The 22,466-nt window shown below is 46.0% G+C and carries 20 protein-coding genes, 1 tRNA gene and 1 riboswitch; of the genes, 6 read left to right on the top strand and 15 right to left on the bottom strand.

Features of this window, described 5'->3' with window-relative positions; all coding sequences use genetic code 11:
- Window positions 1-12: 12 nt before the first annotated feature.
- A complete protein-coding gene (udk, locus tag OJ16_RS04470) occupies window positions 13-654 on the bottom strand; it encodes a uridine kinase (RefSeq protein ID WP_040987835.1) in 642 nt (213 codons plus the stop codon).
- A gap of 244 nt (window positions 655-898) precedes the next feature.
- The gene (apbC, locus tag OJ16_RS04465; protein WP_040987832.1) at window positions 899-1,972 is read right to left on the bottom strand and encodes an iron-sulfur cluster carrier protein ApbC; all 1,074 of its coding nucleotides are present in this window, start codon (window positions 1,970-1,972) and stop codon (window positions 899-901) included.
- A 157-nt stretch (window positions 1,973-2,129) separates the two neighbouring features.
- On the opposite strand from apbC, the gene metG reads away from it, so the two are divergent.
- Together metG and OJ16_RS04455 are read left to right on the top strand one after the other, a co-directional pair.
- Entirely contained in the window at window positions 2,130-4,187 is a 2,058-nt protein-coding gene (gene metG / locus OJ16_RS04460; protein WP_040987830.1) for a methionine--tRNA ligase, read from the top strand.
- Window positions 4,188-4,371: 184 nt separating this feature from the next.
- Window positions 4,372-4,851: a YehS family protein gene (locus tag OJ16_RS04455; RefSeq protein WP_040987828.1), complete on the top strand. Its 480-nt coding sequence runs from the start codon at window positions 4,372-4,374 to the stop codon at window positions 4,849-4,851.
- 113 nt (window positions 4,852-4,964) lie between these two features.
- Here OJ16_RS04455 and udp read toward each other — a convergent pair whose 3' ends face one another.
- From udp to moaA, 9 genes are all read right to left on the bottom strand, one after another.
- Window positions 4,965-5,723, bottom strand: coding sequence for a uridine phosphorylase (udp, locus tag OJ16_RS04450; RefSeq protein WP_040987826.1), 759 nt, complete (start codon window positions 5,721-5,723; stop codon window positions 4,965-4,967).
- 445 nt (window positions 5,724-6,168) lie between these two features.
- A complete protein-coding gene (locus OJ16_RS04445; protein ID WP_040987824.1) occupies window positions 6,169-8,475 on the bottom strand; it encodes a zinc/cadmium/mercury/lead-transporting ATPase in 2,307 nt (768 codons plus the stop codon).
- A gap of 71 nt (window positions 8,476-8,546) precedes the next feature.
- On the bottom strand, window positions 8,547-9,998 hold the full coding sequence (locus OJ16_RS04440) for an MATE family efflux transporter (RefSeq protein ID WP_040987822.1): 1,452 nt from the start codon (window positions 9,996-9,998) through the stop codon (window positions 8,547-8,549).
- Between the two features lie 59 nt (window positions 9,999-10,057).
- Window positions 10,058-10,474 carry a CBS domain-containing protein gene (locus OJ16_RS04435; RefSeq protein WP_040987820.1) on the bottom strand — a complete coding sequence of 139 codons (417 nt, stop codon included), beginning with the start codon at window positions 10,472-10,474 and terminating at the stop codon, window positions 10,058-10,060.
- 206 nt (window positions 10,475-10,680) lie between these two features.
- Complete coding sequence (gene moaE / locus OJ16_RS04430; RefSeq protein WP_040987818.1) at window positions 10,681-11,136, bottom strand: molybdopterin synthase catalytic subunit MoaE; 456 nt, start codon at window positions 11,134-11,136, stop codon at window positions 10,681-10,683.
- A 1-nt stretch (window position 11,137) separates the two neighbouring features.
- Window positions 11,138-11,383, bottom strand: a complete 246-nt coding sequence (gene moaD / locus OJ16_RS04425; RefSeq protein ID WP_040987816.1) for a molybdopterin synthase sulfur carrier subunit — start codon at window positions 11,381-11,383, stop codon at window positions 11,138-11,140.
- Window positions 11,380-11,859 (bottom strand): cyclic pyranopterin monophosphate synthase MoaC, encoded by a 480-nt coding sequence (gene moaC / locus OJ16_RS04420; protein ID WP_040987814.1) that lies wholly within the window; start codon window positions 11,857-11,859, stop codon window positions 11,380-11,382. Before moaC ends, moaD begins: the two co-directional genes overlap by 4 nt.
- A gap of 25 nt (window positions 11,860-11,884) precedes the next feature.
- On the bottom strand, window positions 11,885-12,397 hold the full coding sequence (gene moaB, locus OJ16_RS04415; RefSeq protein ID WP_040987812.1) for a molybdenum cofactor biosynthesis protein B: 513 nt from the start codon (window positions 12,395-12,397) through the stop codon (window positions 11,885-11,887).
- Window positions 12,398-12,484: 87 nt separating this feature from the next.
- Entirely contained in the window at window positions 12,485-13,474 is a 990-nt protein-coding gene (moaA, locus tag OJ16_RS04410; protein ID WP_040987810.1) for a GTP 3',8-cyclase MoaA, read from the bottom strand.
- Window positions 13,463-13,601, bottom strand: a riboswitch (molybdenum cofactor riboswitch). It overlaps the preceding gene by 12 nt.
- Window positions 13,602-13,791: 190 nt before the next feature.
- On the opposite strand from moaA, the gene OJ16_RS04405 reads away from it, so the two are divergent.
- The gene (locus OJ16_RS04405; protein ID WP_040987808.1) at window positions 13,792-14,679 is read left to right on the top strand and encodes a YvcK family protein; all 888 of its coding nucleotides are present in this window, start codon (window positions 13,792-13,794) and stop codon (window positions 14,677-14,679) included.
- On the opposite strand, the gene luxU is transcribed toward OJ16_RS04405, so the two are convergent.
- The 3 genes from luxU to uvrB all read right to left on the bottom strand — a co-directional run bounded on the left by luxU (window position 14,665) and on the right by uvrB (window position 18,789).
- Complete coding sequence (luxU, locus tag OJ16_RS04400) at window positions 14,665-15,003, bottom strand: quorum-sensing phosphorelay protein LuxU (protein WP_040988786.1); 339 nt, start codon at window positions 15,001-15,003, stop codon at window positions 14,665-14,667. The two genes, OJ16_RS04405 and luxU, sit on opposite strands and share 15 nt — an antisense overlap.
- 20 nt (window positions 15,004-15,023) lie before the next feature.
- Window positions 15,024-16,403 (bottom strand): quorum-sensing sigma-54 dependent transcriptional regulator LuxO, encoded by a 1,380-nt coding sequence (luxO, locus tag OJ16_RS04395; RefSeq protein ID WP_040988784.1) that lies wholly within the window; start codon window positions 16,401-16,403, stop codon window positions 15,024-15,026.
- A 355-nt stretch (window positions 16,404-16,758) separates the two neighbouring features.
- Window positions 16,759-18,789 carry an excinuclease ABC subunit UvrB gene (gene uvrB, locus OJ16_RS04390; RefSeq protein ID WP_040987806.1) on the bottom strand — a complete coding sequence of 677 codons (2,031 nt, stop codon included), beginning with the start codon at window positions 18,787-18,789 and terminating at the stop codon, window positions 16,759-16,761.
- A 542-nt stretch (window positions 18,790-19,331) separates the two neighbouring features.
- Here uvrB and OJ16_RS04380 point away from each other — a divergent pair.
- Window positions 19,332-19,407 (top strand) — tRNA-Asn (locus tag OJ16_RS04380).
- Window positions 19,408-19,619: 212 nt separating this feature from the next.
- Here the strand turns inward: OJ16_RS04380 and OJ16_RS04375 are convergent.
- On the bottom strand, window positions 19,620-20,933 hold the full coding sequence (locus OJ16_RS04375; protein WP_040988782.1) for an anaerobic C4-dicarboxylate transporter family protein: 1,314 nt from the start codon (window positions 20,931-20,933) through the stop codon (window positions 19,620-19,622).
- Window positions 20,934-21,292: 359 nt separating this feature from the next.
- Between OJ16_RS04375 and rsxA the strand changes: the two genes are divergently transcribed.
- Both rsxA and rsxB read left to right on the top strand, forming a co-directional pair.
- A complete protein-coding gene (gene rsxA, locus OJ16_RS04370; protein WP_040987803.1) occupies window positions 21,293-21,874 on the top strand; it encodes an electron transport complex subunit RsxA in 582 nt (193 codons plus the stop codon).
- Window positions 21,874-22,458 carry an electron transport complex subunit RsxB gene (rsxB, locus tag OJ16_RS04365; protein WP_040987801.1) on the top strand — a complete coding sequence of 195 codons (585 nt, stop codon included), beginning with the start codon at window positions 21,874-21,876 and terminating at the stop codon, window positions 22,456-22,458. Before rsxA ends, rsxB begins: the two co-directional genes overlap by 1 nt.
- Window positions 22,459-22,466 lie beyond the last annotated feature (8 nt).

Here is a 22,466-nt window from a genome sequence, read left to right as displayed (position 1 = left end):
TACAGAGTATTGTTAAGATTTCAACAATTTAGCAATGTGAGCTTTTAGTACATCGATAGCAATACGGTTTTTACCGCCACGAGGAACAATGATGTCCGCGTGCTGCTTAGAAGGCTCAATGAATTGCATAAACATTGGGCGAACTGTTGCTTGGTACTGCTTTAATACTGATTCCATCGTACGGCCACGCTCTTCTACATCACGCTTAACACGGCGCAGTAGACAGATATCCAATGGAGTATCCATGAATACGGTCGCGTGCATAAGTTTACGCAAACGTGGATCCGTCAATAGTAAAATACCTTCTAAAATGATCACTTTTTTCGGTGTCATAGTGGTGGTATTAGTCATACGAGTATGTTCTGTGTAGCTATACTCTGGCACTTCAACCGCTTCACCTTTGATCAGTTTCTCTAGGTGGTCACACAATAGATTGTGATCTAGTGCACTCGGGTGGTCATAGTTGGTTTTTACACGATCTTCCATGCTCAAATGAGTCTGATCGTTGTAATAGCAATCTTCCGTAATCACACCAATTTGATGATCGCCTACCTTCTCACGAAGTTCATTATAAATAGTGCTTGCGATTAGGCTTTTACCTGAAGCAGAAGCGCCAGCAATACCGACGATGACACATTGATTATTATGAGACATTATTCTTGCACCCGATGAATTGATTGGTGATCTGTGGCCTGCTAAAAAATTTGGCATGGAATGGTTAGCAGTGCCTAATTAAACCGCCTGATTATAGGGAGAACCCTGCCGAGATTCCAGCAGGGAATAGTTATATTCTCTCGATAAAGGCTAAAAGGAATAAGTAATCGCAAAGCAAACGTTTAACTAATATAAGATTTCGTCAAAGTTCGTTTACATTTCCTCTTCCAATATGAGCATGACCTCATAACATGGTAATGTTAATCGCTTCCGGTTTCACTTCACCACGCCAAAACATTCTCGCACAGACAGATTCAGCTAATGCCAAATAGTGCTCTGTGTGCTCAGAATCCGGTCTTGCGATAACAGTCGGAATACCATTATCAAGATCTTCACGCACATGAATGTGCAGCGGGATCTGCGCCAAAATATCCAAGCCATATTCCGCGGACATTTTTTCAGCCCCGCCAGAACCAAATATGTGCTCTTTCTCACCGCAATGACTACAAATGTGATAGCTCATATTCTCCACTAAGCCAATCACTGGAACCTCAATTTTATCGAACATCGCCGCGCCTTTACGTGCATCTGCTAGAGCAAGATCTTGCGGCGTGGTGACGATCACCGCGCCCGTCACCGGAATTTGTTGCGACAAGGTCAGCTGAATATCCCCGGTGCCCGGCGGCATATCAATCACCAGATAATCGAGATTTGGCCAATCGGTTTCATTAATCATCTGCGCCAGCGCTTTAGACGCCATCGGGCCACGCCAAATAGCGGCATCCGATTGCGAGACTAAATAGCCAATAGAATGAGTATAGATGCCATGCGCCGCGATGGGTTGCATCCACTTATTATCACGAACTTCTGGCTTGGCTTCGACTTTACCTAACATCATCGGTACTGATGGACCATAAATATCGGCATCAAGCAGGCCAACTTTGGCGCCTGATTGAGCGATAGCCAGTGCCAAGTTCACCGCCGTGGTTGATTTGCCCACACCGCCTTTACCAGAACTGACTGCGATGATGTTTTTCACCCCTTTAACGGTCGCCGTTACTTGAGTGTGTAGTGCTTTCGGTGCGATGCTGATCTGAAACTCAAATGGACTGACTTGCTCCGTGCGGACTTGATGCTCAATCCAACACTGCATGGCCATTGCAAGGTCATTGGCCGCGTAGGGAATTTGAATCGCAAAGAAACCATTCGGATCCACCTTCACGAGATTCGGTTCATCGGCCCAACCTGGCGTTAAATTTGGATGACGAAACTCGTTCAACCAATCACAGAAATCTTGCTTTGAAGTAAATTGGCGCATAGGCCCTCCTTATCACTGCATCGTACCACTGAGTAAAGCGCTACAGAACCCCAAAAAAACTAGGGTAATCGATTCGCTGACACCTTGGAGTTAGAGGTTTCATGAGTTAGTATTATCATCAATTTTTTATACCTATCGAGATAAGCGAATATTAAGTATGGCAAACGATCCAAGAAAATTGCTGGTAACTTGCGCCCTTCCGTACGCTAACGGTTCGATCCACCTTGGCCATATGCTTGAGCACATTCAAGCTGACATTTGGGTTCGTTACCAACGCCTACGTGGCAACACTGTAAATTTCATTTGTGCTGACGACGCTCACGGCACGCCAATCATGCTTAAAGCGCAACAGATGGGTATCTCTCCTGAAGAGATGATCGCCGCAGTCAGTGAAGAGCACCAGAAAGACTTCGCTGGTTTTGATATTAGCTTTGATAACTACCACAGCACGCACTCTGAAGAGAACCGCGAGTTGGCTTCTCACATCTATCTTGAGCTGAAGAAAAACGGTTTTATTTCAAGCCGCACCATTTCTCAGCTGTTTGACCCAGAAAAAGAGATGTTCCTTCCTGACCGTTTCGTAAAAGGCACGTGCCCGAAATGTAAATCAGAAGACCAATACGGCGACAACTGTGACGCTTGTGGTGAGACATACAGCCCAACTGAACTGATTAACCCGAAATCAGCGGTTTCTGGCGCAACACCAATCATGAAAGATTCTGAGCACTTCTTCTTCGATCTGCCTCAGTTTGAAAGCATGCTAAAAGAGTGGACTCGCTCTGGCTCGCTACAAACTGAAACTGCAAACAAGATGCAAGAGTGGTTTGAATCAGGTCTGCAACAGTGGGATATCTCACGTGATGCACCTTACTTCGGTTTTGAAATCCCTGGCGAGAAGAACAAGTTCTTCTACGTATGGCTAGACGCACCGGTTGGTTACATGGCTTCATTTAAGAACCTATGTGATAAAACTGACGGTCTTGATTTCGACGAGTACTGGAAAAAAGACAGCACCACTGAGCTTTACCACTTCATCGGTAAAGACATTGTTTACTTCCACAGCCTATTCTGGCCTGCAATGCTAGAAGGTTCTGGTTTCCGTAAGCCAAACAACGTATTCGTACATGGCTACGTAACGGTAAACGGTGCGAAAATGTCTAAGTCTAAAGGCACGTTTGTTAAAGCAAGCACGTACCTTCAGCATCTAGACCCTGAGTGTCTACGTTACTACTACGCGGCGAAGCTAAACAGCCGTATCGACGATCTAGACCTGAATCTTGAAGACTTCACTCAGCGTGTAAACGCAGACGTAGTAAACAAGATTGTGAACCTAGCTTCTCGTAACGCAGGCTTCATCGCAAAACGTTTTGAAGGCAAGCTTTCAGCAAACTTTGCAGAACCAGAGCTATACAACGAATTCGTTGCAGCCGCTGGTCGCATTGGCGATCTTTACGAATCACGCGAGTTTGGTCGTGCGATCCGTGAAATCACCGCGCTAGCAGACAAAGCAAACCAATACGTTGATGAAAAAGCCCCTTGGGTTGTGGCAAAAGAAGAAGGCAAAGATCAAGAGCTGCAAGAGATCTGTTCTGTTGGCATCAACTTGTTCCGCGTACTGATCGCTTACCTAAAACCAGTCATGCCTGAACTGACGGCGCGTACTGAAGCGTTCCTAAACGAAGAACTGACTTGGGAAGGCATTGCACAGCCACTGACAGACCATGAAGTGACTAAGTTTAAAGCGCTATTTAACCGCATCGATCCTAAGAACATCGAAGCGATGATCGAAGCATCAAAAGAAGATGCAGCGGCAGAAATGGCAGCGAAAGAACAAGCAGAAGCGGCGAAATCTGCGGGCGAAACTGAACTAAGCAAAGATCCAATCGTCGATGAAATCGAGTTTGATGATTTTGCTAAAGTGGATATTCGCGTAGCACGCATCATCTCATGTGAATCGGTACCAAAAGCAGACAAACTATTGAAATTCCAATTGGATATTGGCGGCGAAACGCGTCAAGTGTTCTCTGGTATCAAGTCTGCATACACACCTGAAGAGCTAGAAGGCAAACTGACTGTTATGGTCGCGAACCTGAAACCTCGTAAGATGAAATTTGGTATGTCTGAAGGTATGATCCTAGCAGCAGGCCCTGGTGGCAGCGAGCTATGGATTCTTGAGCCGCACGAAGGTGCTCAACCTGGCATGCGCGTAATGTAATTGAGGCTTTAGCCACAATATTACACATGAACAATGTCCCCGAAGCAGAGATGCCTTGGGGATTTTTTATCTCTGTTGATAGATCGCGTTCTCTGATAGATAACTCTGATAGAGTCGCCCTCAACAATCGCCTTACTCCGTCGATGAAGCTCTCGTCGACTTATAGCCAAATTAGGATTGTCCTTTGACTAACAATGAAATCTTGCGCCGCATCCAGCACGCCTTAAACCTTAAAAATGCCCAGCTTATTAAAGCATTTGAACAAGCTGACATGACCGTTACTCATGACCAAATGAACAACTGGTTGAAAGAAGAAAATGAGAAATCTTTCTCGAAAATGAAAGACAAAGAGCTTGCGGTTTTCCTTAACGGTTTTATCAATCTCAAACGTGGTAAAAAAGAAGGCGAGCAACCAAAACCTGAGCTTCAGCTAACCAACAATATGATTTTTATGAAGCTAAGAATTGCCTTAAATATGAAGGTTGATGATGTACTGGATGCACTTGAAGTGGTGGGCATTACATTAAGCAAATATGAAATTGGTGCTTACTTCCGCAAGACAGACAACAAAAACTACAAAGTATGCAGTGATGAATTGTTGTGTGACTTCTTAAATGCGGTTCAATTTTCCCAACGTCCTGACTCAGTAGAGTTCGCGGGATAATCCGCAGCTAGATAAGTCCGTTCGTTTTCGGTTTACAAACCCGAGAAACAATAAACCCTCAATAATGGCACTGGCCGCTATTGAGGGTTTTCTTTTTGCTATGCGTTAACGAATTAAAGCATCTTGCGCGCCGCTTCTACCACGACTTTGATTGAACGCATTTCAGTTTCTTTTAGCGTTGCATGATCCGGGATCTCTTTCTGAGTACGGTTGATGATCACACCCGCAACGCAACCCGCTTTAAGGCCAGAGCTCGCACACATGGTCAGCAGCGTCGCTGATTCCATCTCAAAGTTCAAAACACCCATTTCTTGCCACTCTTTCATTGAGCCTTGGAAACGGTGTACTACACGGCCTGTAAAGGTATCGTAACGCTCCTGACCTGGGTAGAAAGTATCGCTCGAAGCGGTCACGCCCATATGAACGGTCGCGCCTGACTCTTCGACTGCCGCTTTCATTGCCGTCGCGACCGAAAAGTCGGCCACTGCTGGGAATTCCATTGGCGCGAAGTGCAAGCTTGCACCATCTAAACGCACAGAACCGGTCGTAACAATCATATCGCCAACATTCACATGCGGCTGAATGGCACCCGTCGTGCCAACACGTAAGAAGGTACGCACACCAAGTTGCGCTAACTCTTCAACAGCGATAGAAGTCGAAGGGCCACCAATACCAGTAGAACAAACAACCACTGGCTTACCATCAAGTTCCGCTCGGTAAAGCGTATATTCACGATGACTGGCTAGAAATACCGGATTCTCCATCTCTTCAGCAATTTTTTGCACTCGAGCAGGATCGCCAGGAATGATCGCCAACGTAGCGCCAGCAAGATCAGCTTCAGTAACACCTAAATGGAATACAGCTTGGGACATAGAGAACTCCTTATAACAGCGAACGCCAAATTAGCTTCACTGTGTTAATTTATTGGGTACAAAACCACTCTAACCAACAACCAAAAGATAAAGAGTGATAAAAGTCACACCATCAACGGTAACACCTAAATCATTTACACATAAAAACGGTTGGCATCACAATAAATCCAAGTTTGAAATCAACTCATTGCATAAAAATGATAGCCACGAATCGAAATTACGTGGCTATCGGTGAGCCAATCTGGCTGGTATTGAGTAAAAATAGCCCCAAACAACTTGAAGATGCAGGTCGGCGACAAGCGAACAAAACCTCTGGGCATAGCCTCTTCTAAGTCAAACTTTGAGCATGCCCTCTAAACATAGAGGCGCTATGTGATGAGGTTTGAGAGTGCCAGTCACCGCTGCAACTTCAAGTCGAGTGGTAAAGTTTAAATACCGTTAACCGCTAGTCATCTTGCTGACTTTTGAACTTTAACAAACGCAGAGCATTCAGGGTCACTAACGCGGTCGCACCGCTATCAGCCAACACCGCAACCCACAAGCCGGTGATCCCCATCAAGCTTGTCACTAGAAAAACACTTTTTAGCCCCAGAGCTAAGAAGACATTCTGGCGAATATTGTTCATCGTCGCCCGTGACAGTTCAATCATTGCCGGCAACTCAGTTAAACGGTTGTGCGTGATTGCGGCATCTGCTGTTTCCAGCGCAACATCCGTACCACCGCCCATGGCAATACCGATACTGGCCGCTTTCATTGCTGGCGCATCATTAATACCATCACCGACCATCGCAACATGACGCTGTGCAGACAGCGATTCGACATAATGCACTTTGTCTTGCGGCAATAAGCTGGCTTGATAATCAATATCGATCTGACTGGCCATGGCAGCCGCACTACGCGGGTTATCACCGGTGAGCATAATCGAACTAATACCCAGATCTTTCAGCGCTTTTATGGCGCGTTTCGCATCCTCTCGTAGGGTATCTTGCCAAGCAATAACCCCCATTACTTGCTGATCGTGCAAAGCCACAATGACCGTCTTACCCTGCCCTTCTAGATCAGTAATGCACTGTTCGAGCTCGCGACTCAATGCAACGGTCAATTTACTCGGCGCAATCGCTTGATAGGTCACTCCGGCAATCACACCGCGAATACCGCTGCCGATGAGAGCTTGCTTCTCGTTGGCCTCTGGTAAACTCACGCCCTGTTGCTGAGCATGATTCACTAGCGAAGTCGCAAGAGGATGGCTTGAGCCCACTTCGATCGCGGCAATCGATTGGAGTAACTCAAGGTCATTAAAACCATGAGCACTGATGACATCGGTCACTTCAGGTTTGCCTTTAGTCAAGGTGCCGGTTTTATCAAAGGCAATCGCTTCAACATGACCAAGTTGCTCAAGCGCGGCCCCCCCTTTAATTAAGGCACCACGACGAGCTGCCGCCGCAAGACCAGAAGTGATCGCTGCGGGAGTAGAAATCACCAATGCGCAAGGACAAGCAATCAGCAATAAAGCCAAACCACGATATACCCACGTTTCCCATGGCTGAGCAAACAGCAATGGCGGAGTTATGATGACGAGCAATGACACCAGCATCATCAACGGCGTATACCAACGGCTGAAGCGATCAAGGAATCGTTCCAGTGGCGCTTTACGTGACTCGGCTTCTTCAATCAAATGAAGAATACGGTCGATGGCATTTTCACCCTGTTTGGACGTGATGGTTAAACGCACCACTCTATCCACGCCCACAGCTCCTGCCATCACAGGATCTTGTGGCAAGCGTTCAACCGGAATTGACTCTCCTGTTAACGCGCTTTCATTAAAACTTGCTGCGGTATTGAGCAATCGGCCATCAGCAGGCAAACGCGAACCCGGCGAAACTTCAATCACATCTCCGGGATTCAACTCACTCGCGGACACTGCAACGCGCTGACCGTCGACAATTTTAGTCGCATTTTCTGGCACCAATTCCATCAGCGCTTGCACGCCACTGCGCGCTCGAGAGGCGGCAAACGCTTCTAATCGCTCACCGATTAAAAACAGCAGTAGTACCATTGCCGCTTCAACGCTTTCGCCTAAATACAGCGCGCCAAGAGCTGCAACACTCATTAACGTTTCAATCGCGAAAGGCGTTCCCGATTTTGCCAACATCAGTGCTTTTTTACTGATCGGATAAAGGCCGGCTAAACAGGTAAGAATAAACAGCCACTCACTGGCTTGGGGGAATGTTGGTTTGATCATTGCCGCGATCGCCATTGCCGAAGCAATAGCCACAATCTGACCATTTTGTTTGAGCACCGCAAGCCAACCGGTTGGTTTCGCAGGCGATGATTTTTGATTAGGGGCAGTAAACGTAAAGCCTGTATCGGTAATGGCTTGCTCCACGAGCGCAGCAACACCAACATCGTTCGACTTGATCACCAATTTTTCAGTGGCGAACAGTACTTTCGCTTCAACAATACCGCTGACTTTATTGACTGCCGTTTCAATTTTTCGAGCACAAGAAGGGCAATCCATCCCTTGTATTTTCCAGCTATGGGTAAAGCGGGCTTGGTGTTGGGAACCGGAGTCGCTTTCCTCATCAGTCGGATCACTGCCGCTTGCACATGCAGAACTACTGCAGCAATCGACATCACTGGTAGCAACACTGGCCATTTTAATGCTATTGATTTTAGGGCTTGCGCAATGGCTTTCTTGCGTTGGATTCACCGCCACTTTTGGCGAACGACATCCTTCATGTTTGGTGCACATATTTGATTCTCCTATCACTGTACACCACAAGCATAAACCTTGGAGTAGACTCCAAGGTCAAACTGTTTTGCTTACTTTTGTAAAAAATCTTTGTTTGCCGCCACGTCTTCAATTAGCACCGCATCATGACTGCAAAATGGCGTGGTATTGAGACTGGTGATTGACGGGTCCTGCGGGCTTAACTCCACCGCCTCACCTTGCATCAAGTCGCGAATGTGTTTTTGTAATACCCACAAAGCAATCAAACCAAACACGACCGAACCCAATGCTTGACCATAGAGTACGCCTAACGCGCCAAACCAATGGGAACCAAAGTAGACAAACGGTAATGTACCTAAGGTTGCTTTACCTAAATTCAATGCAGTGGAATAGAGTGGTTTTCCGAGATTATTAAACGACGTGTTCGCCACAAACTGCATGCCATTAAAGATAAAACTCAGCGCGACGTAAGTACAAAACGTGCCCACAATCAACGCAGCATCACCGGTAAGGCTGAAGCCTTTAATCACATATTGCTGGGTAAGATACAGGATCACACAGACGAATAAGGTATACACGGTGGTGACCAACAATGAGTTATTCAATGTCTCTTTGACGCGATCAAATCGCTCCGCCCCAAAGTTCTGACCGATAATCGGCCCAACGGCACCAGAAAGAGCAAAAATCACCGCAAAACAGACCGGCGTCAAACGACCAATCACCGCTAATCCTGCAACAAAGTCTTCCCCATACGGCGCAATGGTGGAGGTCACAATCGCATTGCCTATCGGCGTTGCTATATTGGTGATGATCGCCGGAACCGCGATGGCAAGGATCACTTTGGTGTGACTGCGCCATACCGAAAACGAAGGTTTGGCGACTAAATCGTGCGTTTTGATCAAAGGATAAAGTGAAAAAGCCAATACGGTACAACGCGCAATCACCGACGCAAACGCGGCACCTTCAACATTCCACAAAAAAACAAAAATGAAGATAGGATCAAGAATCGCATTCACAATGCCACCGGATAGGGTTGCCCACATAGAACGCTTTGCATCACCCGCCGCTCTTAAGCCTGCCCCCGCCGCCATACCCAACGCGAGAATGGGACCACTCGGCAGTAAGATTTGTAAATAAGCTTGCGCACGTTCCGCGACAAACCCTTTTGCGCCCAGCGCGGCTAACAGTTCAGGAATAAAAGCGAACATCACCGCACTGACCGCACAACTGATCAGAAACGCCGTGAGCATGATGCTGCTACTTAGCGCTCTAGCGTAAGTCAATTGCTTAGCCCCAATCGCTTTAGACACTAAAGCGCCCATGGCAATCGAGGTACCAATAGAAATAGAGGTAGAAAAGAACGTCAGAGTGCCTGCAAACCCGACTGCCGCGGCCAATTCAACTTGGCCTAGCATGCTGATAAACAGCATATCGAGCAGATCAACGACAAACAGTGCCATCAAACCAATCGACCCCGCCCCCGACATGACCAAGATATGGCGCATGGTGGAACCTTGAGTAAATTTGGCACTTTGTTCAGTCATATTATTTCCTTGAGAACAAAACAAAAGGCGCCGTAGCGCCTCGATTCAATAAAACGTATTTATACCGGATGCTTAAAGCATGCATCGATATTTTTCGCGATCGCCCGCAAGACATGTTTACGAGTAATAATACCCACCAGCTTACCATTATCGAGAACCGGGTAAACTTTAGGCTTGCCAATTTGCATCATATCCGCCAAATCTATAATCGACATATCCGGCGATACTGACAGCACCTCAGACGACATACAGTCACTGACAATGTGGGTGTCTTGACAGAAATAACTCACCTTTATGAGCTTATCAAGCAAATCTTGGCCAGAAAGAAAACCAATCACTTGCTTTTGTTCATTAATGACAGGGCCACCAAGATAGTCTGAATCCATGACTTTATCTAACGCTGCACTGAGCGACATTTCAGGCGTAAACGTCACTGCTTGTAGGGTCATATAATCTCTTACTTTTAACGATTCCATCTTTATCTCCTTTTCGTGCAACTGACGTTGGTTTGGCTGCTATGAAAAATGTTCGTTACAGTAAGTGTCGCCTAATTTCTTGATTTTACTAAATGGAAAGCAACGATTTTTGCGATAGGTATTTCCAATTAAACAAAAAAACGGCCATAAGGGTTACCTATGGCCGTCTTCAATTATTCATTTATATTGACATAACAACAGCGGAATTACTGCTCCCAGCGCTCTGCTGCTTTGGCGTCAGAATCGCGAGAATCCACCCAGCGAGTGGCTTCTGTCGTGCGCTCTTTCTTCCAAAATGGGGCTTTGGTTTTCAGATAATCCATCACGAACTCGCACGCATCAAATGCCGCGCCGCGGTGTGCACTTGCCACACCAACAAACACAATTTGATCGCCAATATCCATGTCACCCACACGGTGGATAACGCGGATCGCTTCTAAGGGCCAGCGTTTTTCTGCTTCATCACAGATCTCTGACAACGCTTTTTCCGTCATGCCTGGATAATGCTCCAGAGATAACCCGACCACATTGTCGCCAAGGTTCATATCGCGCACTTTGCCAACAAACGTGACAACGGCACCAGAAGCTGTACCTTGAGCTAACGCTTGGTATTCATCCCCAACGTTAAAGTCTTCTGCGTATACTGCGACACGAGCGTCCATATTAACCTCCGGTTACCGGTGGGAAAAAGGCAACCTCATCACCATCCGTAATGGCATGAGTCAACGGAACGATCGACTGGTTCACTGCCGCCAATAGACGACCTGGATCCAGTGCAAGGTCCCACTTACCTTCTTGAGCGGCAAGATGGGCGCGCAGAGCTTCAACACTGACAAACGACGCTTCCACTTGCAGCTCATCAATACCGACTAATTCACGCGTTTGAGCAAAGAAAAGAACCTTAATCATGCATCCGCCTTAAAATGACCAGACTTACCGCCAGTCTTTTCCAGCAAACGGACTTGGCTAATCACCATGTCTTTTTGTACCGCTTTACACATATCATAAATCGTCAACGCAGCCACAGAAGCCGCCGTTAGCGCTTCCATTTCCACGCCAGTTTTACCGGCCAACTTACAGACAGATTCAATACGCACGTAATTTTCAGCTTCATTTGACTCAAGCTGCACTTCTACTTTTGACAGCAGTAGTGGATGACACAAAGGGATCAAATCCCAAGTCTTTTTCGCGGCTTGAATACCGGCAATACGTGCCGTTGCGAATACATCACCTTTGTGATGATCACCTGACAAAATCAGCTGCAAGGTTTCTGGCGCCATATGGACGAAAGCTTCAGCACGCGCTTCGCGTACCGTTTCAACTTTGGCTGATACATCAACCATGTTCGCTTCGCCTGAAGCATTAATATGGGTAAACTGGCTCATGATTGCTCCGCGTTGTTAATCGGGATTAAACCGATAGATGTGGCATAAAGTTACATGGACGGTGGCTCGCATCAAGCTGCTGCTTAATGATCTTTGTCCAACCGGTACGACATGCGCCCGTTGAACCTGGCATTGCAAAAATAACCGTGTGGTTAGCAAAACCTGCAATCGCGCGAGATTGAATCGTTGAAGTACCGATCTCTTCGTAAGACACTTGGCGGAACAACTCACCAAAACCTTCAACTTCTTTATCAAATAATGGCTTCAATGCTTCTGGCGTGCTATCGCGTGAAGTGAACCCCGTACCACCAGTGATCATGATCGCTTGGACATTTTCATCTGCGATCCACTGCGACACGATTGCACGAATTTTGTACATGTCATCAATAACAATTTGTTTATCAACAACGTTATGGCCCGCTTCTTTCGCGTTTTCCGCTAGGTAGCCACCCGATGTATCGTTTTCTTCTGTACGCGTGTCAGACACGGTTAGTACTGCAATGTTTGCCGCTTGGAATTTGCTTTCTGCATGACCCATTTGATCACCTACCTGTTGTGATTTATTTGGCCGTCGATCAAGACCGACGGCTTATTATTTGATTGAATTTTACGAGAATTGATTCGATCAGCCGCCAATTGAAGCCAAGTTTGGCGTCATACCAGTGTTGCCATCTTGTAAGAAGTGACTCACTGATTTGGTTTGCAGCTGTTGCTGGATTCGTTCAATAAGCTGTGGTTCTTGCTCATCTTGTTCTAACAAATCACGCAATTCAACGCCATGATCGCCAAACAAGCAAAGATGCAACTTACCGAGCGCAGACACGCGTAGACGGTTACAGCTTTCACAAAAACCTTTTTCGTACGGCATGATCAGGCCAATCTCACCCTTGTAATCAGGATGAACGAAAACCTGAGCTGGGCCATCATTTTTTTCACGAACTTTAAGTAGCCAGCCATTGGCAATCAGTTGATTGCGAATTTGAACACCGGAAACGTGATGCTGTTTAAACAAGTCATCCATCTCGCCCGTTTGCATCAATTCGATAAAACGTAATTGAATGGGACGATCTTTTATCCAGTTTAAAAATAGGGGTAATTGATGTGAGTTGAGATCTTTCATCAACACCACATTCACTTTAATCTGCTTGTAGCCAATCTCGAGCGCACGCTCAATCCCACCCATCACCTGGGCAAACTTGTTCTCACCCGTTATTTGATGAAACAGTCGAGGATCGAGGCTATCGACACTGACATTGATGTGAGTGAGACCTGCCTGCTGCCATTCTTGGACGCTTTTTTCCATGCGATAACCGTTGGTCGTTGTTGCGACCTTACGAATGCCTTCAGTATTGGCAACCGTTTCGATTATTTGCGTGAAATCTTTGCGTAAACTCGGCTCACCACCGGTGATGCGTACCTTGCTGGTACCACAATCGGCAAACGCTCGCACAACACGTTTGATCTCAGGTAGGGATAAAAATGACGAGTTTTTCTGCCCCGAAGGTTTATAACCATCAGGCAAGCAGTATGTACACTTGAAGTTACAGACATCTGTAACAGAAAGACGCAAGTAATAAAACTTGCGGTGAAATTTATCTTCTAATTGTTGCGCCACGGAACACCTTTCCAAACACGGGAGGCACAATCATTTCCAATTATGCCCTTGTGACCTTTCGTCACTGGCTCAGCTGGCTTATTCTAGGAGAGAACTTAGCGAACAGAGCTCGGAGTTATGGCAACCGTCAATATGATATCATTGCGATGCAAATCCATATAAACGGTAGCTGTCTTTTAAAATACTGAATAATGATGGGTGATTCTACCCTCTAGACAAAAAAATCATGTTTAAAGGATAAAATACCGACTATTGAGTACAGACGATAAATGGATTAATTTAAATTATAGTCGTTTATGTCAAAATAAGAAAAAACAATGACCCTATATTCACAACGTAAAATTGTCGCCATTGGCGGTGGCCATGGCTTAGGGCGAATGCTCGCCGCTTTAAATGATTTTGGTAGCAACGCAACCGGCATCATCACTACAACAGATAACGGAGGCTCAACGGGCCGTATTCGTCATTGCCAAGGTGGAATCGCTTGGGGTGATACGCGTAACTGCATCAACCAGTTGATCACCGATCCTTCGATCAGCTCGATGATGTTCGAGTATCGCTTTAAAGGTGCCGGCGAGCTCAATGGGCACAATTTGGGTAATCTCATGCTGACCGCATTGGATAACCTTTCGGTCCGCCCACTTGATGCAATCAATCTGATCCGAAACATGCTTAAAGTCGACGTGAATATCGTCCCGATGTCGGAGCATCCTTCCGATTTAAAAGCGCTCTCGAAAGAAGGGAAATGGGTCACGGGTGAAACCAGTGTTGATGAAATGGAAGCGGACCTACAACGCTTAGATCTTGATCCCGAAGTCCCTGCGACGAAAGAAGGCGTTCAGGCCATTGAACAAGCCGATATGATCATTCTTGGCCCAGGCAGCTTTCTCACCAGCATCATGCCCCCTCTTCTTCTGCCCGAAGTGGGTCGCGCAATTGCCCAAAACCAACACGCTAAACTCGTGTTTATTGAAAACCTGTCGCCAGAATATGGTCCCGCAGGACGAATGAGTTTACGTGAGAAGTTGGAGTGGTGTGAACGTGCGTGCCAGGGGCGAAAAATTGATGCGATACTTGGTGAGCAAAACCAAGCTGAAGTCGATGGTTGGAATTATGTTACCAGCGATCTCGCGTCACCAAACCGAGATTGGCGACACGATCGTCAAAAGTTACAACAAGCCATTTTAACGCTATTGGCTGAGTAAGTGGTGATAGCGCTGCTGTGTTTCTTTCAACAGCGCTATCATTTTTTGTCTTGTCTCTTCATCATTCAGCGATGCGCCCGCTTTCGCTGCTGCATCGAAATCAATCGCTAGCGCACACAACGCTTCTGCACCAAAACTGGCCGCACTGCTTTTCAAAGCATGGCTAATATCTTGAATATAAGCCCCTTGCCCTTCGCTAACCGTGGTTAACCTTTCAATGTATTGGGCAAGTTCACCGAGGAAAATATCCAATAAGATCGGCACGTTTTCTCGACCTATCTCATTCGACAAACGATCCACTTTTGCTTGATTTAATACTTGCATAACCACTTCCATAACACTGATTACTGTTCCTTCTCACTCCAAGCTTGCAGCTTGCGATAGAGTGTTGATGGACTCACGTCTAAGTAACCCGCCGCTTTAGGAATATTGCCCTCGCAGGCGGAAATTGCTTGTTCAATGGCATTTTTTTCGGTCAACCACAACGGAAAAATGTCATGCACTGATAGCGCATTATTGTCTTCTATCACGACACGAGGTAACCCTTCGCTCGGCTGATTCAACGGCGGAGGGAGCATATCCAATTGGATTTCACTGCCGTTATTAAGCACCACAACATTTCTCAACACGTTTTGTAATTGACGCACATTACCTGGCCACTCAAAGCGAGCAAAACGTTCGACCACATCCGGAGACAGTCGAACAAAATCTTTACCCTCTTCTTTCGACATAAAGCCCAATAAGGAGTATGCAATTTCAATGACATCTTCGCCTCTTTCACGCAAAGGCGGTAAATGAAGTGGGATAACATAGAGGCGATAATACAAATCTTCTCGGAAACGGCCTTGCTGCACCTCTTTCCACGGATCACGGTTAGTCGCACACACAAAGCGCACATCGACGCTTTTCATTTTCGATGAGCCTACCTTTTGAAAGGTGCCCGTTTGGATGAAGCGCAACAATTTTGTTTGCAATTCCAAATCCATTTCGCACAATTCATCCAAGAACAGCGTGCCACCATCAGCCAACTCAGCCGCGCCTTGTCTATCCGTTGCCGCCCCGGTAAACGCCCCTTTCACATGGCCAAACAATTCGCTTTCAATCAGGTCTTTAGGGATAGCCGCACAGTTAATCGCGATGAACGGTTTCTCTCTTCGCTTACTGGTGGCGTGTATCGCCTCTGCACACACTTCTTTGCCTGTGCCACTCTCACCGGTAATAAAAATACTCGCTTTACTGCTCGCCGCTGAGTCAATGGTGCGATAGACCGCTTGCATGGTTTGACTGCTGCCAATAAAGCCTTGGTAAACGGGACTATTGCCGGATTCGGTTTTTAATTTACTGGCCTTACGCATTGCATTGTTGACCGTAACGCGTAATCGGTCGGCCTCACAAGGTTTGATCAAAAAGTCTTGCGAACCATGTCGCATCGCTTCAACCGCGGTATCAATGGAACCATGCGCCGTCATAAAAATAACCGGCACATCAGGATCTTGCTGTTTAACCGCGTGAAGGACATCCATCCCCGTCATATCGGGCAGGCGTAAATCGAGCAAAATAAGATCAGGGGTACGGACCGCTAAGCTTTCAATCGCATCTCGCCCAGTACCCACAACGTTAATATCAATGCCAAGCGGTGTCAGGTAGGAACGGTAGAGAGCCGCCACAGAAGCGGTATCCTCAACCATGAGGAGGTATTTATTTTTTTGAGTTTCTGTCTGCATAGCCAAGTCACGTAAATCCATTTGCATTCTATCTAAATAATTGCATTGCGCATTGCAATTTGCAAATAGAACCCATCACTTACTGAAGAGAAGTCCGATTTTAAGCCATTTATGTGGCTTTAATCGGTTGGCATGGTTAGTGCAACATACTATTTGACCCTCATGGGTCACCTAGCCAACTGACGTTGTTAGTGAACTCAGTGTTCACAAATAGCAGCCAATAGAACCTTTCTTTCTATTGGCTATTTTTTTGTCCGCTATTTGCTTACTGCTGGCTTAGCCAGTGTGTTGAAGAATTAAAGTGTCGGCGTATTAAAGTGTTGAAGCCGATTAATGTGAATCACCTATCGAACAATCAACTATTCACAATGAATTGAGCGCGTAATTTCTCAATGTCATCGCGTTTTTCTGCCGCCAATTCAAACTCAAGATTTTGTGCATGCTGGTACATTTGCGCCTCCAGTCTACTGATCTCTTTCTCAAGTTGTTGTGGCGTCATCACTTGATAGCTTTGCGACGATTCCGCGACTTTCGACAGTGGTACTTGCTTGCCTGGTGTTTTCTTACGACCTCGCGCAATGTCCCCCAGCTCCATAATATCTTTGATATTACGTCTTAGAGCCGTTGGAGAGATACCTTTCTCAATATTGTAAGCGTGTTGCTTCTCACGACGGCGATCGGTTTCATCCATCGCACGCTGCATTGAGCCGGTGATTCTATCGGCATACAAAATAGCTTTGCCTTCAATATGACGAGCAGCACGACCGATCGTTTGAATCAATGAACGTTCTGAACGAAGAAAACCTTCTTTGTCAGCATCAAGAATCGCCACCAACGACACCTCTGGCATATCCAAACCTTCGCGTAGTAAGTTAATACCTACTAACACGTCAAACACGCCCAAACGTAGGTCTCGGATAATTTCAACACGCTCAACGGTATCAATGTCCGAGTGCAAATAACGAACTTTCACATCATGCTCCGTCAGATATTCCGTCAGATCTTCTGCCATTCGCTTCGTCAATGTGGTGACAAGTACACGCTCATCTTTAGCGGCACGAATGCGGATTTCAGAGAGCAGATCATCCACCTGTGTCGAAACGGGGCGAACTTCCAACTCTGGGTCAAGCAGTCCTGTTGGTCGCACAACTTGATCGGCAATGTCATCGCCTGACTTTTCTAACTCATAGTGGCCCGGTGTCGCTGAAACAAAAATAGTTTGCGGCGCCAACGCTTCAAATTCTTCAAATTTAAGCGGTCGGTTATCCAATGCAGAAGGCAGACGAAAACCATATTCCACCAATGTTTCTTTACGCGAGCGGTCGCCTTTAAACATCGCGCCAATTTGCGGAACCGTGACGTGTGACTCATCAATCACCAGCAAACCGTCATGAGGCAAATAATCGAACAGCGTCGGAGGCGGCTCCCCCTCTAAGCGTCCACTGAGATAACGAGAGTAGTTTTCAATCCCCGAACAGAAGCCAAGCTCATTCATCATTTCAATATCAAATTGCGTACGCTGACTAATGCGCTGCTCTTCTAGCAGTTTATTACTGTCTAAAAGATAACTTTTACGCTGCGCTAATTCGACTTTGATATGTTCGATGGCATCCAAAATTCGATCTCTTGGAGTCACATAGTGCGTTTTGGGATAAATCGTATAACGCGCCAAATCACGCTGCTTGAGCGCCCCTGTGAGCGGATCAAACACGCTGATGCAATCAATTTCATCATCAAACATTTCGATTCTAACGGCATCTTGCTCAGATTCCGCGGGGAAAATATCGATGACTTCACCACGAACTCGAAATTGGCCACGTTCAAAAGCCACGTCATTGCGCGTATATTGCAGCTCCGCTAGACGGCGAATCATGTCACGTTGATCGATAATGTCACCACGTCGAACATGCAACATCATTTGCAAATAGGCTTGTGGATCACCCAAACCATAAATAGCAGACACCGACGCGACAATAATCGCATCTTTACGCTCAAGCAGCGCTTTGGTCGCGGAAAGACGCATTTGTTCAATATGCGCGTTTATTGACGAGTCTTTTTCAATAAAAGTATCTGTCGTCGGCACATAAGCTTCAGGTTGGTAATAGTCGTAGTAAGAGACGAAATACTCTACGGCGTTATTCGGGAAGAACGATTTCATCTCACCGTAGAGCTGGGCGGCAAGGGTTTTATTCGGCGCAAGTAAAATGGCAGGACGCTGCGCTTGCGCGATCACATTCGCTAGCGTGAAGGTTTTTCCCGATCCCGTCACCCCAAGTAATGTCTGATGGGCTAAACCTGAATCAATGCCATCTAATAGCTTTTTTATCGCCGTAGGTTGATCACCTGACGGTTGGTAATCTGAGACAAGCTCATACAGTTTGCTCATAACATCCTCGAGGTTCTATATTCTTCCCCTATTTTGTCTGTATATATATACAGACTCAATAGCTAAGCTAAAAAATTAATGGCTGAATTTTTAGTTTTACTCGATTAAGTCTAGATCCGCTCTTATGATCCTGATACTATTCTTCGCCCTACAGCAACACCCCCTAAAAATCTCACCTCCTCCATACACAGCTTATTCACAAAAGATTGAAAATGTGCAGTTTCTCGCAGTTGCTCATCATTTGAATTTCACAACGAATTTTGATCAAAATAACAATAAAGCACTGTCAGACATAGCATTAGCAAAGATCCTTCTTTAATCTAAGATAATGAAAAATCCCATTTTGTGGATAACTATTTTTAATTCAGGTTTCATCAACATGGTTATCCACAAATTTAGTGGATAAGTAAATCCAAGCCAATAACGACAAGCCTTGCACGAAAGTAAAGTTATTTTTTACCAAATTTTGCCTCATTTTGTTGCATTCAGTTATTGACACCTCCGTAAGCTCTCGCTAATATTCACCCCGCTTCTAAAGCAATTCCCCCTTAGTTCAGTCGGTAGAACGGCGGACTGTTAATCCGTATGTCGCAAGTTCAAGTCTTGCAGGGGGAGCCAAATTCAAAGAAAAAGCTCAACCTAACGGTTGAGCTTTTTTTATTTCCGAAGCATCAACGTTAAGCCCCATACATACCTCCCATCCTGAGCAAGAATGCTCAAAGACTTACGCTAACTAGCATTCGGTTGTGGTCATTTTAACGAACAAAAAAAGACGCCCGAAGGCGCCTTATTGTTACCGAGATTGTTACCGTACTTTTTGTTCTCTCATTCTAAAGAACAAAACCTGCAAACATAAAACCAAACAAAATACTAAATACCATACTCAGTAAGCCTGGGATCATGAAGCTGTGGTTGAAGATATATTTACCAATCTTAGTTGTGCCCGTGCGGTCAAAATCAATCGATGCGATGATTGGGCCGTAGTTCGGGATAAAGAAGTAACCATTAACTGCCACAAACGTCGCGATAATCACTTCAGTCGGTAGACCAAGCATGATACCAACCGGCACCAATACTGCCGTGGTTGCACCTTGGCTGTTCACCATGACCGATAAACCAAACAGTGCGAATGCGAAAGTCCAAGGCGCGATTTCAACCATGCCTGACACCGCTTCTTTCACCATTAAATCGTGGCCTGCGATGAACGTATCACCTAGCCATGCGATACCGAAGATAGCGACGATAGCGCGCATACCGGCATGGAATACCGAGCCTTGAGTAATATCGTTCCCATCAGGTTTACAGATCAAAATGATCAATGCACCGATCGCCAGCATGATGATTTCGATGGTATGTGCCATCCCCATCGGTGAGCCGTCAAAGTTAGGACGCAGTACAGGGAAAGCACCCATAATGACAACGGCCAAAGCACCAAATAAAAATAGACCTACGGCTGTTTTTGCTTGAGGCTTAATCACAAGCTCATCAACTTGTACTTCCGCTTCCATTTCAGCGCGGAAAGTAGGATCTTCCATACGACGTAGATATTCTGGATCGTCTTTCAGCTCTTTGCCCAGCTTATTCACGATCAGACACGCCGCCGCTAAACCAAGGAAAGTACCCGGAATCGTCACCATCAGTACGTCAGCAAGAGTGATGCCTTGTGGTTCAAGGAACGCAACCAAAGCCACAACCGCAGCCGCAATTGGACTTGCCACAATAGCAAACTGAGAAGCTATAACCGCCATGCCAAGTGGACGTTCAGGGCGAACACCACTACGACGACTGACTTCAGCGATAACAGGCAGTACTGAGTAAGCAACGTGGCCCGTACCGGCAAGGAAAGTAAAAGTGTACGTCACTAAAGGGGCAATAAAGGTAATGTGACGAGGGTTTTTGCGTAAAATATTAGACGCAATTTTGATTAAGTAATCCAAGCCACCTGAAGCTTGCATCGCTGCTGCTGCGGCGACGACCGCCATAATCATCAGCATAACATCAATCGGTGGACTGGTTGGTTTCAAGCCAAAGCCAAAACTCAAAATGGCTAGACCGACCCCGCCTAAAACACCAAGGCCAATCCCGCCAATACGGGCACCGATTAAAATACATCCTAGAACAATAAAAAACTCAATAAAAAACACATCAAACTCCTTGATGACAACGTTCATTTAACCCTGTGAATTGTAAGTTCTTTATTGCATAAATTATCCGCATCACGTCACAGTTGGTACAACAGTAAAAAACCATATTACAAAACTGCTTAGCGTATCGCGATATCTCCCCTTGCTGTTATCACCTTGTAATAACAAAGCAACAGAAGCATGTACACTTGGTGACGCATTAATCACAAACGGCTCAACGCTCAAAACCACAACAGACCAAAACGTGGCAATTATGCGTATAATTTTCACTCAGGAGAGAAAAACCTTAGCTTTCCTTGGTTGTTATTAACTGAGCAAAGCAGGATAATACTGGGATCGGAATTTCTTAAATTAATACTATGACCGAATATCTTTTGTTGTTGGTTGGCACTGTGCTCGTCAACAACTTTGTACTAGTGAAGTTTTTGGGCCTCTGTCCATTTATGGGCGTGTCTAAAAAACTCGAAACTGCAATTGGGATGGGGCTAGCAACCACGTTTGTGCTAACCCTTGCTTCTGTGTGTGCCTATCTTGTTGAAAGCTACATTTTAGTGCCGTTAGAACTGAGTTATTTGCGTACGATGAGCTTTATTCTCGTCATCGCGGTCGTGGTTCAATTCACTGAAATGGTCGTGCATAAGACCAGCCCTACGCTCTATCGCTTGTTGGGAATCTTCTTACCGCTGATTACCACCAACTGCGCGGTACTCGGCGTGGCTTTGCTCAATATCAACGAAAACCACAACTTCATCGAATCCATTATTTATGGTTTTGGTGCAGCAGTGGGCTTCTCTTTGGTGTTGATTCTCTTTGCGTCGATGCGTGAACGTATTGCCGCGGCTGATGTTCCTACGCCATTCAAAGGTGCATCGATTGCGATGATCACTGCCGGACTGATGTCTCTTGCCTTTATGGGCTTTACTGGATTGGTGAAGCTGTAATGAATACCATTGTCATTGCCATTGTCGCCCTCGCGGTTTTAGCCGCGGTTTTTGGCGCGCTGCTTGGGTTTGCTTCCATTCGCTTTAAAGTTGAAGCCGATCCTATCGTCGACCAAATCGATGAAATTCTGCCACAGACTCAATGTGGCCAGTGTGGTTATCCTGGCTGTCGCCCCTACGCTCAAGCAATAGCGAATGGCGACGCAATCAACAAATGCCCCCCTGGTGGTCAAGCTACGATTGAAAAACTGGCCGCTCTAATGGGCGTTGAAGCCACCGAATCTGCTCATGATCTTGATAGCGCAGTCAAAACCGTTGCGTTTATTCATGAAGACATGTGTATCGGTTGCACTAAATGCATTCAAGCTTGCCCAGTCGATGCGATTGTGGGTGGGACGAAAGCATTACATACCGTCATTAAGGATGAATGTACCGGTTGTGATCTTTGTGTTGCTCCATGCCCAACGGATTGTATTGAAATGATCCCTGTAGAAACCACTACAGCGAATTGGAAATGGCAATTAAATGCTATTCCTGTTGTCGATATTACCCCTTCTGCCGATGCGCAGAATCGCGTGAATTAAGGGCTGGT

It is taken from the genome of Vibrio renipiscarius, from assembly GCF_000827885.1.
GTDB lineage: Bacteria > Pseudomonadota > Gammaproteobacteria > Enterobacterales > Vibrionaceae > Vibrio > Vibrio renipiscarius.
This window is presented reverse-complemented; position numbering and strand designations above follow the sequence as displayed.